Annotated in this window: 14 protein-coding genes and 1 pseudogene; 11 read left to right on the plus strand and 4 right to left on the minus strand. The window is 50.7% G+C overall.

Going from position 1 to position 15,303, the window contains the following annotated elements:
* Positions 1 to 7 precede the first annotated feature (7 nt).
* The gene (locus MKY96_RS05780; protein ID WP_340939106.1) at positions 8 to 1,108 is read left to right on the plus strand and encodes a glycosyltransferase family 2 protein; all 1,101 of its coding nucleotides are present in this window, start codon (positions 8 to 10) and stop codon (positions 1,106 to 1,108) included.
* Positions 1,109 to 1,316: 208 nt separating this feature from the next.
* Positions 1,317 to 1,688, plus strand: a complete 372-nt coding sequence (locus MKY96_RS05785; RefSeq protein WP_340944460.1) for a MerR family transcriptional regulator — start codon at positions 1,317 to 1,319, stop codon at positions 1,686 to 1,688.
* 230 nt (positions 1,689 to 1,918) lie between these two features.
* Here MKY96_RS05785 and MKY96_RS05790 read toward each other — a convergent pair whose 3' ends face one another.
* Positions 1,919 to 2,275: a hypothetical protein gene (locus MKY96_RS05790; RefSeq protein ID WP_340939107.1), complete on the minus strand. Its 357-nt coding sequence runs from the start codon at positions 2,273 to 2,275 to the stop codon at positions 1,919 to 1,921.
* A gap of 191 nt (positions 2,276 to 2,466) precedes the next feature.
* On the opposite strand from MKY96_RS05790, the gene MKY96_RS05795 reads away from it, so the two are divergent.
* Both MKY96_RS05795 and MKY96_RS05800 read left to right on the plus strand, forming a co-directional pair.
* Positions 2,467 to 2,772, plus strand: coding sequence for a hypothetical protein (locus MKY96_RS05795; protein ID WP_340939108.1), 306 nt, complete (start codon positions 2,467 to 2,469; stop codon positions 2,770 to 2,772).
* A complete protein-coding gene (locus MKY96_RS05800; RefSeq protein WP_340939110.1) occupies positions 2,762 to 3,421 on the plus strand; it encodes a hypothetical protein in 660 nt (219 codons plus the stop codon). The genes MKY96_RS05795 and MKY96_RS05800 overlap by 11 nt, the downstream gene beginning before the upstream one ends.
* 24 nt (positions 3,422 to 3,445) lie before the next feature.
* Here the strand turns inward: MKY96_RS05800 and MKY96_RS05805 are convergent, their stop codons facing one another.
* The 3 genes from MKY96_RS05805 to MKY96_RS05815 form a co-directional block, all read right to left on the minus strand.
* Entirely contained in the window at positions 3,446 to 4,003 is a 558-nt protein-coding gene (locus tag MKY96_RS05805; protein WP_340939112.1) for an acyltransferase, read from the minus strand.
* Positions 4,004 to 4,071: 68 nt separating this feature from the next.
* The gene (locus tag MKY96_RS05810) at positions 4,072 to 6,210 is read right to left on the minus strand and encodes a glycosyltransferase (RefSeq protein WP_340939114.1); all 2,139 of its coding nucleotides are present in this window, start codon (positions 6,208 to 6,210) and stop codon (positions 4,072 to 4,074) included.
* Between the two features lie 157 nt (positions 6,211 to 6,367).
* Positions 6,368 to 7,534, minus strand: a complete 1,167-nt coding sequence (locus MKY96_RS05815; protein WP_340939117.1) for a glycosyltransferase — start codon at positions 7,532 to 7,534, stop codon at positions 6,368 to 6,370.
* 179 nt (positions 7,535 to 7,713) lie between these two features.
* On the opposite strand from MKY96_RS05815, the gene MKY96_RS05820 reads away from it, so the two are divergent.
* The 7 genes and pseudogenes from MKY96_RS05820 (at position 7,714) to MKY96_RS05850 (ending at position 15,241) form a co-directional block, all read left to right on the plus strand.
* The gene (locus MKY96_RS05820; RefSeq protein ID WP_340939119.1) at positions 7,714 to 8,838 is read left to right on the plus strand and encodes a glycosyltransferase family 2 protein; all 1,125 of its coding nucleotides are present in this window, start codon (positions 7,714 to 7,716) and stop codon (positions 8,836 to 8,838) included.
* Positions 8,835 to 10,091 (plus strand): glycosyltransferase family 2 protein, encoded by a 1,257-nt coding sequence (locus tag MKY96_RS05825; RefSeq protein WP_340939123.1) that lies wholly within the window; start codon positions 8,835 to 8,837, stop codon positions 10,089 to 10,091. The genes MKY96_RS05820 and MKY96_RS05825 overlap by 4 nt, the downstream gene beginning before the upstream one ends.
* A gap of 33 nt (positions 10,092 to 10,124) precedes the next feature.
* A complete protein-coding gene (locus MKY96_RS05830; protein WP_340939125.1) occupies positions 10,125 to 10,898 on the plus strand; it encodes a hypothetical protein in 774 nt (257 codons plus the stop codon).
* A gap of 18 nt (positions 10,899 to 10,916) precedes the next feature.
* Positions 10,917 to 11,969, plus strand: a complete 1,053-nt coding sequence (locus tag MKY96_RS05835) for a sugar phosphate nucleotidyltransferase (RefSeq protein WP_340939126.1) — start codon at positions 10,917 to 10,919, stop codon at positions 11,967 to 11,969.
* Between the two features lie 185 nt (positions 11,970 to 12,154).
* The gene (locus MKY96_RS05840; RefSeq protein ID WP_340939127.1) at positions 12,155 to 13,885 is read left to right on the plus strand and encodes a glycosyltransferase; all 1,731 of its coding nucleotides are present in this window, start codon (positions 12,155 to 12,157) and stop codon (positions 13,883 to 13,885) included.
* Between the two features lie 53 nt (positions 13,886 to 13,938).
* Positions 13,939 to 14,565: pseudogene (locus MKY96_RS05845) on the plus strand (hypothetical protein); the annotation flags it as partial.
* A gap of 13 nt (positions 14,566 to 14,578) precedes the next feature.
* Positions 14,579 to 15,241 carry a hypothetical protein gene (locus tag MKY96_RS05850; RefSeq protein WP_340944785.1) on the plus strand — a complete coding sequence of 221 codons (663 nt, stop codon included), beginning with the start codon at positions 14,579 to 14,581 and terminating at the stop codon, positions 15,239 to 15,241.
* Positions 15,242 to 15,303: the final 62 nt, after the last annotated feature.

Below are 15,303 nucleotides of genomic sequence, written 5' to 3' on the forward strand. Positions count from 1 at the left end.
GGGCGAAATGATTACTATCAGTCTATGTATGATCGTGCGCAATGAAGAGAATGGTCTGGGCCGTTGCCTGGATTGCGTAAAGGATATTGCAGACGAAATTGTCATTGTTGATACCGGCTCAACGGACCGGACCAAGGAAATTGCTGCGGAATATGGTGCGGTGATCTATGACTTTGAATGGATTGATGATTTCGCCGCAGCACGCAACGTAGCCTTCAGCAAGGCGACTAAGGAATATATTCTGTGGCTGGATGCTGACGATATTATTGAGGAAGTAGACCGGGAGAAGTTCAAGAAGCTGAAGGCTTCACTGTCCTCAGGGTATCATTCTGTAAGCATGCCGTACAATCTGGGAGTGGACAGCGAAGGAAGGGTGACCTCAAGCCTCCGGCGGAACCGGCTGGTTCGGCGGGACTGCAATTTCCAGTGGATAGGCCCGGTGCATGAATATTTGGCAGCGGGAGGACCCATGCTGGAGAGCGAGGTATGCATCACACATAGGAAAGATAAATCTTACACGGACCGCAATCTGCGGATTTACCGCGGACGCGAGGCCAGAGGGGAGGACTTCTCTCCGCGCGATCTATATTATTTTGCCAACGAGCTCCGGGATCATGCCTTCAATGAAGAAGCATTAGAGTATTACGAGAAGTTCCTACAGACCGGCCAAGGCTGGGTCGAGGATAACTACCAGGCCTGTCTGAAGATGGCTGAATGCTATGAACGTCTGGAGAACAAGAAGGGGAAGCTGCAGGCGCTGTACCGAACCTTGAACTATGATATTCCCCGGTCGGAGTTCTGCTGCCGCCTTGGGTTCGAGCTGATGGATCAAGGCCGGTTTGACCATGCGGTTTACTGGTTTGAGAAGGCAACCACGCTTCCCAAGAGAGCAACGATGGGTTTACAGGATATGACTTCCACCACTTGGGTTCCCCATCTGCAATTATGTGTATGCTATGACCGTTTGGGGCAGCATGTCAAAGCAAATTACCACAATGAGGTCGCACTTACCTACTATCCGTCACACCCCAGCATGCAGAGCAATCGTAAATACTTCCAGGACCTCCTGGGTGACTCCTATGTGAACTTAATTCAAGCATCCTCGTAAGACAAGGCTGGTGTTTTCCATAGCCGCAGGAAAGAACGGACAACTGCTTTCACGGCAGTTGCCCGTTCTTTTTTTGATGTAACAAACGAAAATAGGTATTTTTACACATTTATTTTGAGGCGCATGAATACCATTAAAGTAAATAAGTCCATTTATCCACTTAATAGAGGAGAGATGTTATATGGTACGCCACTACACACAACTGGAAATGATCAATTTATCGAAATTGCCCCCCACTACAGTGAAGAGATGGTTGGAGTATTTTTCTTATTTTGTGCCGGGAACCCGTCAGGGAGACCAAGTGCTCTATCCCTATGAAACTTTGAAACTGCTAAAACGGATCAGTGAACTGCGCATGGAGCGTTATCACCTAAGCACTATTGTGCGTCTGCTGATAGAGGAAGGATTCCCAATGTACGGCAAGGCAGAACAAGAGGCACCCGCTTCAGAGCGAACGGAAATCGACGCTGCCGAGTCTCCGCAGCCTGACAGACAGCAGCAGCTTGTCGCCTCCCTATCGTCTCTTGCGAGTGAGCTTGTCCGGATTGCGGATCATCTGAATCACTGGAAGGTGCAATAGCTGCACAAGTCCCGGAGAATTCTTTGAGTTGTTCATTCTGTGATTAAGGCTTGTCCATGTCCATATACCAGAGTGCCTGCCGGTTCGAGTATACACCAAGACTGAGGGCTCCAGTCCCCGGAACAGGCAGAAAGTAGGTCAGCCGCCTGTACGTAGCATCGGGTGTCCCCCTGCTGCGCCGCAACCCTCAGTATATTGTTACGAGCTGGCTGAAGAAAGACGGAAGCCTGTTATTCTTCCTCCTCTTCAATGTCTATTTCAAGCTCTTCTTCCAGCAATGTTTCCGACAAGACACCAGTGTCACTCAGCAGGCGCAGAATCCGGTCCATCTTGCTTAGACTCAGCCATTGGCCCTTGGTGATCTCTTCCAACAATCTGGCGGTTGTATTATTTAACTGGATCATGTTGCGGAAGTTCATATTTCCGGGATTGGATAGTACGAAGGCCTGCATAGCTTCCGCTTCTGCATTGATGATGTGAGACAATGACATCTCGTTAATAGCGATAGAGGTGAGCAGGAGAGAGATGCTGTCCTCCCGCGTAAGCGAGATATCAGGGGTTATATTGGGAATGTGGGGCATTGACATGCAGATCTCCTCCAAAGCGTGAAAGGTTGCCTTGCCTTGCCTTGCGTTGTGCCGTCTGGTCATATTATGTATACATCAGATACAGATTGTCCTATGCCTGTTATTCTTTGAAATCCGCCAAATCCGATATACCTTGGACTGAAGGTGATAGGGACAAGTCAAAAGCACATATATATAACGGTATAGAAATGATGCTAAGCGGCGGAGGTGAAGAAGCGATGCAGAAGCGTGAACAGTTGATCAAAGCGATTATTCTGGCTGCGGCACTGGAAGAGGAGGCGGTCTCAGCTTTGATCGCGGCTGAAATCCGCAAGCTTGAATATATGATGGCCGCCGAAGGAAGCTTGTGGACAGAATCGAATATAGAGAATCTCAGCGCTTTGAGGGAGGCGTTAGCCAGAGTCATTCTAGCCTTGGCACAGAAACAGGCCATGATCTGCAGGACACTGGATACCAGCAGGCGGCTGCTGGGAGAGGTGAATGACTATGAATACTGAATCCCGGAAATCGGAGGATGAACTGCTGGTGAACGCGATCCATAAAACCATGGGACAAATGGAGCAGTTGAAGCACGCCTGTCTGCGCCTCTCAGTCAATGCAGATGAGGAGCTGGCGCTGTTCATGCAGGAGACCCGCAGGCTGCTTGACAAGGTTCAGACATCCGGCCAGGAGCCGGAGAAAGAATGGAAAGAGCCCGAAGTAGAGGTTGCGGCGTTCATTAAGAAGGCTGTCCAGAACGCCGTCCGTCCCGCCGCTGCTCCATTTGTATCCATGCGTAAGCCTGCCTTTGCCCAGCGTAAAGCAGGCCGGTTCATACAGAAGCGCTCTCCGCAGGTTAAGCGCAAGCGCATTTCCAGCGCGAAGAGAAGCCGGACGGAGCATGTGCGTACAACAGGAGAACGTACAAGGACGCTGCGGCAGCCCAGTGTGCCAGAGCCGAAGGTGATGAAGCCTAAGCTGGAGCCGCAGCCGCCCAAGAAGAAGCTGGAGTCGCAGTCGCCGAAGCAAAGACCGGAGCCGCAGTTGCCGAAGCCTAAGCTCGAGCTGAAGCCGCAGTCGTCGAAGAAAACACCAAACCTGAAGGCAAGTCAACCCGTAGAATATTCAGGAATTGTAACCTCGTCCAACCTGAAGCGTTCCTTCTAGAGTATGCCAGTCCGCCGGCCGTTGTCAGCCGCCGGGAAGCTGCCATACTCCGGCTTCGGGGTCGTAATGATTCACAATTCTGGCAGGGTTTCCTGCTGCAATGCAGAAATCCGGCAAATCTCTGGTAACTACACTGTTGGGTGTGATCCTGCATCCTTGACCGATGCTGACGTTGCCCACAATGACGCAGTGGGCGCCGATCTCGCTTGCGGCACCGATCCGCACGCATTGGCTGGTTGAGGTGATCCACTGGTCACGAATTGGAATGCCGATCTGGCGGTACTGGTGGTCTGTGTCAGCAATATAGACATCAGGTCCGACGACGACATTCTCCTCCAGTACAACACTGTTTGCAGCGGCGATAACCAGATTGCGACTGCAATAACAGCCGTCTCCAATGGTGATGGCGGGTGGCTCCCCTTGACCGGGGTGTATCACGGTGAACCAGCTGTTCTCAAGGATATGCACTTTGCTGCCGATAGCGACTTTCTCCGGACAGTTGATATCGGCCTTTTGCATGATCAGACTGCCGGGTCCGTATTGGTAGAACCGATTTTGAACATCCTCGCTGATGAAGTCCATCTTAGAATCCACCTTTCAATACACCGGGCGTACCTTCTCAGGCCCGCCCAATGTTGTGTTTGTCAGATTTACTGGTGTCTGGCCTGAATCGTTTTGATTTGTGTATGGAGGTCCTCAAAGTATGACTCGTTGCGGTAGGCCTCGACTAAGACTCCTTCGAAATCTGCGGGCTGCAGTTGCTGGAGGTTGTTCTCCAGTAAATAGTTGTACCACCAGAGCAGAAAGGAGTAGGCAATATGTTTTTTCTCGATCGCCAGCGCGGCTTCACTCAATCCTTTATCCAAGAAGTAATTTAGAATATTCAGATAAGAATGAATGAACGTTTGGGCGAAGCTGTATCCGCCGGTTATCTTGCCGCTGCTCGTCAGCAGCTTGCGGCGATAGACACAATAATCCGGTGTAATACCAAGAATGGAGAATTCCAAATAGACCTGGATAAGATTGGAGCCAATGAAAAGCTCTGGCGTGGGAATCTGTTCAAATTCCTTCCTGCGCATGGTGATTCCGGATACAAATGTGCTGTAGATAGAGACATGCCTTACATAATCGCTTATGCCAGCCCCCCGATCGACCTGTCCGGTGTTCTGAAGAATATCCAGGAAGATTAGGCTACAGTCTTTGTTCTGTTCTGTAACACTGCACAAAGCCTCAAGAGAGCCCGGCAGCCAGTAGTCATCGTCACCGTGCAGCTTGATGAATTCACCGCGGGCATAGCCGGCACATTTCAGGAAGTTGTAGTCCGCGCCTTCGTTACGTTCGTTGCGGTAGTAGCGGAGGTTGGAGTAACGTAATTGATACTTTCGGACGAGCTCCTCAGTGCGATCTGTGGAGGCATTGTCCGAGACGACCACCTCGAAGTCTTCCATTCTGGCGTTCTGGCTGTAAATACTGTTCAAGCAAAGATTAAGCTCCTCTTCACGGTTATAGGTAGGAATGCAAATGCTTAGCAGGAGGGGCCGGGTATGGATTTCTGGCAAATACTCTTCTTCATCGGAGCGTACACCTACTCTTCGCCACTGCCGGATCGTAGAATCATACTGTTTGATTACCCGTGCCGGAGCACCGACTGCCACACAGTAATCGGGAATCACCGTGCCGGATGTCACAACCGCGCCTGCACCAATGACACAGTTTCTGCCGATGGACACTTGTCCTGCGATCACGGCATTCATACCGATCCAGCTTCCGGAGCCAATGGTTACGGTGTGGCTCCAAGAATCCACTCCCTGTTGCTTGATGGGGAGATCGGGGTTCTGATAGGCGAGGTTATGGTCCGAGATATGGACACCCGGCGAAATGATTACCTGGGAACCGATTTCGATACGGTTAACCGCAGATAGGCAGCACCTGCGTCCGATGTCGCTTCCTGAGCCGATCACGATCCGCGGCTCACCGCTGTAGTTGTTGTAAGGCAGCATCATCCAGCATTCAGCCTGAAGCTTGATGTCATTGCCCAGAGCTATGCCGTGTGTGCCAAATAAATCGCAGGTGGGATGGATATCGCATCCGTTGCCCAGCCTGTGGAATTGGTGCCGGCCAGAGCTTTGGCCATAGCCATAACGTTCCCGAAAGACCTGCTGGGCTTCGGCGAAGCCGTTGGCCGTATTGGGAATACCGCAGTCATGCAGGCACCAGGGAAGAGACTGCTTGGGTATGCCCACTTCATAACCATTTGCGAGAAACTCCTGACATTGCGATATATCATAGAAATGCCATCCTTCAAACCAGTCTTTACGCCAAGGGAGATCATATTGCGTGACCAGCAGCAGTCCGTCGAGAGTCTCCACACTTTCATAATCTCCCACCGGCTGCAGAAATTCCATTGGCTTGAGCGTACCCGTATGACTCTCTATCACTCTGCCATATTTGTGTGGGGCTTCCCACCAGGTTCCAGAAGACGGCAGTACTTTAGCCCCCACCGCTCCAAGAATGCCCAATGACGGATGATCGGTGAACAGGCGGACGATGTCTGCAATGAATTGGGGATTGAGGATATGGACGTCCTGATGAATATACACCTTGTATTTGGCGTCTGATTGGCGCATGGCCTCATCATATCCTGCAGCCAGTCCGGAGGCGCCGGTCACCATATGAATGTCTACAGTGAATCCGTCCGGGACTATTAACTGCTTAAGATTCTTGAGGCTGTGTTCCGCCAGCTCATTATCATTCACACACGAGATAAAACAAACTTTACGGTCATCCATGTCGCTGATATCCTCTCTTTCACCCTCCGAGTCGGGTCTTTTTTTGATTTGCTGGACTTCCCGGACCCGGAGCTTGCGGTATTGTTATTTGCTTGAGCTTAGTCTATGTATATTCATAGAACGCCCAAACATCAATAAAATTTGGCAGAGGCCGGTATTATTCGGACAATTTGTACCGGCAGAGGCAGAAATGAGGATTGGTCTTCAGTAGTGCGTAATGCAGGTGCACCCATGGGTCCAATTCCCCGGGTTGGAAAGAACCGATCAACTGTTCCCACTCCCGGCGGTTTAGAACAAACGGGTACTGCACAGGAGGTTGCGCTGCGGTGTGCTTGAGGTAATCTGACAAGCCTTTTAGCCGTTCCGTTTGTGGAGCGCTGGGGATATGCATATGCTCCATCAACACGAAGGCGCAATCCATATGAGTGTGCAGCACGTTCAGAAAGGGAAGAAGAGAACCTTCGGCCAGGCATGTCTCTGAGTTATGCAGCATTACGAATCTCCCGCGCGCCATGCTTACAGCTTGAAGAAACAGACTGTTGTCACTGGCGGAAGCCGAATTACGAATATAACGGAAGTTGGTGTGCTGGCTCCGGTAATAGCAAGTTGCTTCTTCTGTCTCCTCTGCCGCGCTATCATCAAGGACGCAGACCTCAATGAGCCCGTCATCACCGATTTGCGTATAGATAGACTCCAGACAGCGTCGCAACTCCTCTGTCTGGTCGTGTACAGTCAAGCATATGGACAATAGCGGATCCTTTCTCCTCCGGTCCAGCAGCTCCCGGGCCTCTGTTTCGCTGTTCACCCGGACCCAATCTCCGCTTGAAGGATCGTAGATCCGGCGGAATTCGGCCGGATTACCGGCGACTACGCAATAATCCGGTATATCACGTAGAACAACACTGCCTGCTCCAACCACGCAGCCTGTACCAATCTTCACATTCCCCAAGATGGAGGAATGTGCCCCGATCCAGGAGTTTTCACCGATCACTACCGTTGAGACGCTGCTGCCCTCCTTCTCCCACACTTGTCTGGCATCGGTTATAAACACATGGGGACCCGTCATCACATTGTCCTTCAGTTCCACCCTGTTTATTGCGCTTATGGTCAGAAAGTTACTACAATCACAGCGGTTCCCGATAACTATTCTGGGGGAGCCGTTCTCCGCAGGAACAGGGATATCCAACCGGTATCCTGCCCGAATCTTTACATCGGTACCGAAGGCCGTCTGTTCCGGCAGTGAGAGGAATCCGTCCATGGCGATCCTGCAGCCAGTTCCGTACCGGTATAAACGATAAAAGAGAGAGGGGGAAATATACTTCATGTGAGCCTCCTTCATTCATCTGATATGAGCGTATAAGGTGCTGCATCTGTACTAGCTTATGAACCGGAATGGAAATCATGCGGCAAATCCGGTTGAATGATCCGGCAGGTCCTGCATATACATATACGAGAAATCCGGTACATCCGAAATTTCACAATATGCAAGAAGGAGGAGAAGACTTGCCGACCATCAGTCTGTGCATGATTGTTCGCAATGAAGAGAAGAGCCTGGGGCGATGCCTGTCATCGGTGGCTGACATAGTGGATGAGATAGTTATTGTGGATACAGGCTCCACAGACCGCACCAAAGAAATTGCAGCAGAATTCGGAGCCCGGATCTATGACTTTGAATGGGTTGACAACTTCGCAGCAGCACGTAATTATTCATTCAGCTTAGGAACCTGTGAGTATCTGTTATGGCTTGATGCTGATGATGTCATTGAAGAAGCAGACAGGATACGTTTCAAGGCCTTGAAAGCCTCTTTGTCTTCCGAATACCATGCGGTGTCCATGACCTATATTCTACTCACTGATGCTGAGGGTAAGCCGAGTTCAACCTTGAGGCGAAACCGTCTGCTTAGACGCGACTGCCACTTCCAGTGGAGTGGCGCTGTACACGAATATATTGAGGTTACATGGCCTACGCTGGAGAGCGATGTATGCGTTACGCATAAAAAAGATAAAGAGTATACGGAACGTAATCTGGACATTTTCCGGAAGATGAAGGCTGCCGGGGAGGAATTCACCCCTAGAGACCGGTTATATTTCGCCAATGAGTTATACGATCATGGCTACTATCATCAGGCGCTTGAGAACTATGAGATCTTCCTGTCTGAAGGCAAGGGTTGGGCAGAGGATAATATTCAAGCATGTTCGAGGATGGCGGACAGCTACGGGGCGCTTGGACAGAAAGTGGAGCAACTACTGTCTCTGGTCCACGCCTTCGATTATGACATTCCACGTGCAGAAACTTGCTGTAAAATAGCCTACTATTTCATGGATCTACAGCAGTATGAACAGGCGATTTACTGGTTTGAGCTTGCAGTGTCCTTGCCGAAACGAGAAGGACTGGGAATAGATAATATCTCTTCCCGAACCTGGCTACCCCATTTGCAGCTCTGTGTCTGCTATGACAAGGTGGGCCAGCATAAGCATGCTGACTTTTGCAATGAGGTTTCATTTGCGCAATACCCTGCCAATCCCAGCGCCCAATATAACCGGAATTATTATACACAATTTCTCGGAGATAACCATGTGCAAATAGAAGGCTTCAAGCTTGAAGAACAAAAGGAGTTGATCCAATGAAGACGAGCATCGTTATTCTCACCCTCAATCAGCTTCCCTTAACCATTCAATGTCTGGAGAGCATCAAACGAGGAACTCCGGAAGAGCATGAAATCATTATCGTTGACAATGCTTCCACGGACGGAAGCCCGAGTTATCTAAAGACTTATTACCCGGAGTTAAAATTAATCGAAAATAAGGAAAATCTGGGTTTTGCCAAGGGCTGCAACCAAGGGATTGAGGTAGCGGAAGGGGATTCAATACTCTTCCTGAACAATGACACCGTAGTCCCGCCCGGTTGGCTGACGCCCATGCTCAAGGCGCTGCACAGTGAAAGTACAGTTGGCATGTCGGGACCTGTGACGAATTACATCAGCGGACATCAGCGTATTCCTGTGACCTACAGTGATGTGAAGGATATGGAGGAATTTGCCCGGGAGTACTGCGAAACGAAACGCGGCTCAGTGATGGAGGTTCGCCGTCTGATTGGCTTCTGTCTGCTGGTCAAACGCAGCGTTCTGGATGAGATTGGCTGGTTCGATGAACGTTACGGACTTGGGAATTACGAAGACGATGATTTGTGTCTCCGGGCGATTTTACACGGGTATAAGCTGCTTATCGCAGAGGATTCGTTCATTCACCATATCGGCCATGCCAGTATGGGACAGAATCCTTCCTTCGATCTGTCCACGCTTTTGCAGCAGAATAAGAAGAGGGCGTTCCAGAAATGGGGGGCGGACATTCACTCATTAATCTACGCCCCTCCTATACGCCTATGTGTAGGGATCATCGCATCCGGCAATGCAGCTGCACTGGAGGATACGCTGTCTTCATTTACGGATGTGGCTGAACAGGTTATTGTTGTGAACACCTCAGGAAATGAAGACATTGTCCAAACTGCGGCCCGCTATACCCGTCAGGTCTATTCAGCTAAAGGTGAACTAAGCATGTGGGATTGCCGTGAATGGATTACCCGTATGTCGGTAGAGCCCTATATCCTCTGGCTTCAGGAAGGCGATGTTCTGACTGCAGATGAACGCCGGAGATTCATGGGGCTTAAGCTATCCCTGTTCCACGAATACCAGGTTGTGCTTCTTTCTGGTGCAGATGGTGACCGTTATTTGATAAGGCAAGCTGGCGAGAGAATCTATCCGGAGGATGTCAAAAAAACGAGAGAGAGCACATTTTTTGGCTACTCCAGCGGAGTAACCATAAGCAGCTGGTTAGAGCAGGAAGACCGGAAGGTTGTCGTTACAATGCCCTCTGATATGTAGAATGCAGCATCATCATAGAAAAGGAGGATATATATGGAAGATGATTTGGTCACGATTGCTATACTTGCCAAGGATAAGGCACATGTACTTCCGCTCTACCTTGAACTGATTGAGAGACAGACGTACCCCGCCTCCCGGATCAATCTGTATATTCGTACGAACAACAACAATGACAATACCCAAGAAATTCTTGAAGAATGGTTAGAGCGGGTAGGCAAAAGATACCACGAGGTACATTTTGATGCCAGCGATGTGGAAGAACCTGTTCAGGACTTTGCTCCGCATGAATGGAATTATCTCCGTCTAAGAGTCATGGGCAGAGTGCGGCAGGAGTCCATCGAATGGGCTAAAGCCAGGAATTCTCATTATTTTGTGCCCGATTGTGATAATTTCATCGCATCCGATACGCTAAAGAGTCTTCTTTCCACTCATTTGCCGGTAATCGGTCCATTGCTTACAGTGGCTGAGTCTCCATTAAGCTATTATTCCAATTTCCATCATACAGTGGATGAATTTGGCTATTTCCTAAAGTCTGATATGTATATGAACTACTTGTATCAGATTGCAATAGGGCTGGTACAGGTTGATGTTATTCATTGCACGTATCTGATGCGCCGCGAAATTCTGGATTATGTCCAGTACGAGGACGGCAGCGGCCGTCACGAATATGTCATCGTTAGCGACGGCTTGAGAAAGGCGGGAATCCCGCAATATTTGGACAACCGAAAGAAGTATGGAGTGCTAACCTTCTGTGATACGGAGGAGCAGTTTGCTGCGGTCGGGCTTACACCGGACAGCTTTGAATAGGAGAATGGAGGTGGAACCATGAAGCTGGTACTTCTATCCGGCGGTTCCGGCACACGCCTGTGGCCGCTCTCCAGCAGTATCCGAAGCAAGCAGTTTCTTCAAGTACTGCCTGCTCCGGGCGGCGGCCGCGAATCAATGCTCCAGCGCATATGGCGGCAGTTGACTGCTGCGGGTCTTAACCAGGAAGCGTATATAGCAACATCCAGCGGACAGGAAACGCTGATACGGAAGCAGCTTGGTGCAGCAATGCCGCCGATTATCATTGAACCCCGGCGCAGAGATACGTTCCCCGCAGTATGTCTGGCTTCAGCCTATCTTCATTCCGTGGAGAAGATTTCCCTGGACGAGACGATAATCGTCTTACCCGTGGACGCTTATGTGAGCGAGGATTTCTTTTACAAGCTGTCCGAACTGGATCAGGTTCTCCGTCACTCCGGAGCGGAAATTGCCCTGCTTGGCGCGAGACCAAGTGAACCGTCGGAGAAATATGGATATATTGTTCCGGCGAGTTCCCCCGGCTCTCTGGTGAGGACTGGGGAGAACCAAACGTATACGCATGTAGATAGTTTTGTGGAGAAGCCTGACAGGAGGACGGCAGAGACCCTCCTGGCGCAGCAAGCAATGTGGAATTGCGGTATCTTTGCTTTTCGTCTCTGCGACCTTCTGAACCGGCTGGAGTCAGAGGGCTTCCCGGCGGATTATGCGGAACTACAGAAAGAATATCACACCCTTCCCAAGAGCAGCTTCGATGTTGAGGTATTGGAGGGAAACGGCCGCCTGATCTGTGTCCCCTATCTGAATAATTGGAAGGATCTGGGTACTTGGAACACACTCTCCGAAGAAATGGCTTCTTCTATCCTGGGCTGGGGCCAGATTAGCGCAAATTCATTGAATTGCCAGATTGTCAATGAACTTGATATTCCAGTGATGCTTGTGGGGCTTGACGATGTGATTGTTGCAGCAGGTCCCGGGGGGATTCTGGTTGCCCGCAAAGATGCTGCGGATCAACTGAAGCATCTGCTTCCTGCGTCGGACTTAGAGACATGGAAGGAAGGCCTTCATAACAACTAACTGAACCAGTGAAAAAAAATAACCTCAGGCTGTCCGACTTTATCCGACAATGTTCTATGCGGGCGACAACTGTCATAAGGTAGAGAGGTGATGTCAAACTGCAACCGCATCATCCTGTCCGGTCCGTCCGCACGGTCCGGTAAATCCATTATGGAAAGGAGGCAGCTCCAGCATGACAGACAGTAATGAAGGCGACCGTCCCTCTAATCTCCTTGTGCATGATCGTCAAAGATGAAGAGCCGTGGATTGCGCGCAGTTTGCTGAGTGTACAGGAGGCTGTGGATGAAATTATTGTCGTGGATACAGGTTCCCGTGACAGAACGATGGACATTGCCTATAGTCTCGGCGCGAAGATTCTCCAATTCCCCTGGCCGGGGAGCTTCGCAGAGGCCCGCAATTACAGCCTCCGCCATGCGACAGGGAAATGGGTGATGTGGATGGATGCCGATGAAGAAATTGCCCTTGCTGAAGCGCCGAAGCTGAGGCAGGTAAGCGGCATTAGCAACAGCAAGCTGGCTTCTCTCGAAACGGTCCATTTCAGTAGTGTTTTCCGGCCCGAGCCGAACGAAGCTTACCGGCTGAATCAGTGCCGTCTATTTCGTAATGGGGAAGGGTTCCATTTCACCGGCGGCATCCATGAACAATTAAGCTTGTCCGGGCTACTTGGCGGCGAGAACATAGACACTCCGTTCCCGCTTCCGGTCCGGCTATTCCATTATGGGTACCTGCAGTCCTTGACAACTCTTAAGTCCAAACATGAACGCAATCTGAAGCTGCTCCAGCAATCCACTGCAGATAACCCGAATCCCGATCCGTGGAGTCTTTATCATATAGCGAGTGAGTATCAACGGATTGGGGAATATGCGAATGCCTTCAGGCAGGTCAATCTGGCCATAGCGGCCTCGCTTGGCGAGAAGAAGCTGCCACCCTCACTCTTTTACAAGCTTAAATATGGCTGTCTGCTGGCGCTGGGCAGCTTCAGGGAAGGCTGGCCCGGTATTGACAAAGCCATTGGTCTCTACCCGGATTATGTGGATCTGCATCTCAATAAAGGATGCATTCTGATGCATATCGGGCAAGTGGAGGCTGCAATCTCCGCTTTCGAGTATTGTCTTACTCTAGGAGAGAATGCTCTTCATTATATGGTTCTCAAAGGAGCGGGAACCTTCTACCCCTGCTATTATCTCGGTAATTGCTATGAACTGCTCGGGATGCCGGATGAAGCCATAGACTGGTATCGCCGAGCGCTGGAGTACTCGCCTGCATTCGTGGAAGCTGCGGTTAAGCTATCGCATCTGAATCAAGGGGGGCAAGAGGCGGGATGCCTTCCATCAGATGGCCACAGCCTCTCCTTATCCGCTCCTCGGCCCCCCCTCCTTCGTTCAACCGATGCCCCGGAGAATGCATGGTGCATAGCAGTATTGCTTGGCAGGGAAGAGGATTCGTTCCCCGCTCTGTACAATTGGGCTGAGAAGTGGAGCCCGCTTGGGGATGAATGGATCATTATCGATGCGGGAATGGATGAGGCCGCCAGACGGCTTGCCGACCAATTGGAAGCAAAGGTACTTTGTTTACCCGCTGGCGGAGATCCCTTTCAGCTATGGGAGAATATACAGGAGACTCTCACCGCTACTTATGTGCTCTGGTTGAATCCCTATGATGACATCAGCGGAGAAGACCTGGGCGCACTTGGAAGTCTAAAGAAATCGTTAGGGAGTCAGAAAACTATGGTCTCTCTTAATCTATGCTTGCAGGAAGAAGGAATAGACCGGGAAATATGGAGAGTTCAGAGGAACCGTCTGGCTCACCGTGAGACAGTGCTCGGCTGTAATCCAATTAGCGGAGAGTTTGTAGCGGTACCTGGAAGTATGAATAGAATCAGTTCCGTTACTTTTCACAATAGACAACTGTCCTGACGGCATGAGAATCAAAATAATTGTAGTGTTCTATCAGAAAGGGGAAGAAAAATATGACAATTGGACCAACAGGGCCAACTGGACCAACCGGACCGCCAGGGAAGCCTGGACAAAGCCCGTCCGCCGCGAATAACGGTGAAACCGGAGCGACCGGGTTTACCGGAGCAACGGGAGTGGGCTTCACGGGAGCCACCGGGTTTACTGGAGCAACGGGAGTGGGCTTCACGGGAGCCACCGGGTTTACCGGAGCAACGGGAGTGGGCTTGGGCGGGTTTTCACGGGGCTTACCGGAGCAACAGTGGGCTTCGGGAGCCACCGGGTTTACCGGAGCAACGGGAGTGGGCTTCACGGGAGCCACCGGGTTTACCGGAGCAACGGGAGTGGGCTTCACGGGAGCCACCGGGTTTACCGGAGCAACGGGAGTGGGCTTCACGGGAGCCACCGGGTTTACGGAGCAACGGGAGTGGGCTTCACGGGAGCCACCGGGTTTACTGGAGCAACGGGAGTGGGCTTCACGGGAGCCACCGGGTTTACTGGAGCAACGGGAGTGGGCTTCACGACCGGGGAGCGGGACCGGGTTTACCGGAGCAACGGGAGTGGGCTTCACGGGAGCCACCGGGTTTACCGGAGCAACGGGGTGGGCTTACCGGAGCAAAGTGGGCTTCACGGGAGCCACAGGGTGGAGCAACGGGGGTGGGCTTCACAGGAGCGACCGGGTTTACCGGAGCAACGGGAGTGGGCTTCACAGGAGCGACCGGGTTTACCGGAGCAACGGGAGTGGGCTTTACAGGAGCGACCGGGTTTACCGGAGCAACGGGAGTGGGCTTCACAGGAGCGACCGGGTTTACCGGGTTCACTGGTTCACAAGGAAACACAGGAGCGACAGGTTCGATTACAACTATATTTGGATCATTTACGGCTAAAAGTTCAACAGTAGCCAATGTAGCAAATACGCCGATTGGAGGTTTTCAAGCATATAACCCCAGACCTAATGATATGATCGTGGTAACTGGCCCTAACAACAGTACCTTTACTCTGCCTGGGGGGCATATGTATTACATCTCATATCAAGCATCTATAAAATATTCACTAAATACTAATACTCCATCTGCACCTGGTCTTGGTCTATATTATGAGGGGAGCGTTGATCCTGGAACGGAGATTTATTCTGGAGCAATCGGTGATCCGAACAAGCGGGTAGTTCAAGTGTCTGCTGTTAGAATAATAGATGCAACAAACGGAGATCTTGACATACAAGTAGTGCTTTTAGCGGCAAATACAGCTACATCAACCAATGTGCAAAATGTTCCAACAGCATTCTCATATGCTGCTGTAACTATTTTTGCCCTAGGCTAATTGTATAAAATAATAATCGCTTCTTCCTTAATTTTGAAACGGATACCTTCCTTGAAATAGGA

It is taken from the genome of Paenibacillus sp. FSL R7-0302 (assembly GCF_038006885.1).
Lineage (GTDB): Bacteria > Bacillota > Bacilli > Paenibacillales > Paenibacillaceae > Paenibacillus_AQ.

Excerpts from the sequence above, each read along its gene's own strand:
- MKY96_RS05780 (WP_340939106.1), top strand. The coding sequence starts at position 8 with ATGATTACTATCAGTCTATGTATGATCGTGCGCAATGAAGAGAATGGT.
- MKY96_RS05785 (WP_340944460.1), top strand. The coding sequence starts at position 1,317 with ATGATCAATTTATCGAAATTGCCCCCCACTACAGTGAAGAGATGGTTG.
- MKY96_RS05790 (WP_340939107.1), bottom strand. The coding sequence starts at position 2,275 with ATGTCAATGCCCCACATTCCCAATATAACCCCTGATATCTCGCTTACG.
- MKY96_RS05795 (WP_340939108.1), top strand. The coding sequence starts at position 2,467 with ATGCTAAGCGGCGGAGGTGAAGAAGCGATGCAGAAGCGTGAACAGTTG.
- MKY96_RS05800 (WP_340939110.1), top strand. The coding sequence starts at position 2,762 with ATGAATACTGAATCCCGGAAATCGGAGGATGAACTGCTGGTGAACGCG.
- MKY96_RS05805 (WP_340939112.1), bottom strand. The coding sequence starts at position 4,003 with ATGGACTTCATCAGCGAGGATGTTCAAAATCGGTTCTACCAATACGGA.
- MKY96_RS05810 (WP_340939114.1), bottom strand. The coding sequence starts at position 6,210 with ATGGATGACCGTAAAGTTTGTTTTATCTCGTGTGTGAATGATAATGAG.
- MKY96_RS05815 (WP_340939117.1), bottom strand. The coding sequence starts at position 7,534 with ATGAAGTATATTTCCCCCTCTCTCTTTTATCGTTTATACCGGTACGGA.
- MKY96_RS05825 (WP_340939123.1), top strand. The coding sequence starts at position 8,835 with ATGAAGACGAGCATCGTTATTCTCACCCTCAATCAGCTTCCCTTAACC.
- MKY96_RS05830 (WP_340939125.1), top strand. The coding sequence starts at position 10,125 with ATGGAAGATGATTTGGTCACGATTGCTATACTTGCCAAGGATAAGGCA.
- MKY96_RS05835 (WP_340939126.1), top strand. The coding sequence starts at position 10,917 with ATGAAGCTGGTACTTCTATCCGGCGGTTCCGGCACACGCCTGTGGCCG.
- MKY96_RS05840 (WP_340939127.1), top strand. The coding sequence starts at position 12,155 with ATGAAGGCGACCGTCCCTCTAATCTCCTTGTGCATGATCGTCAAAGAT.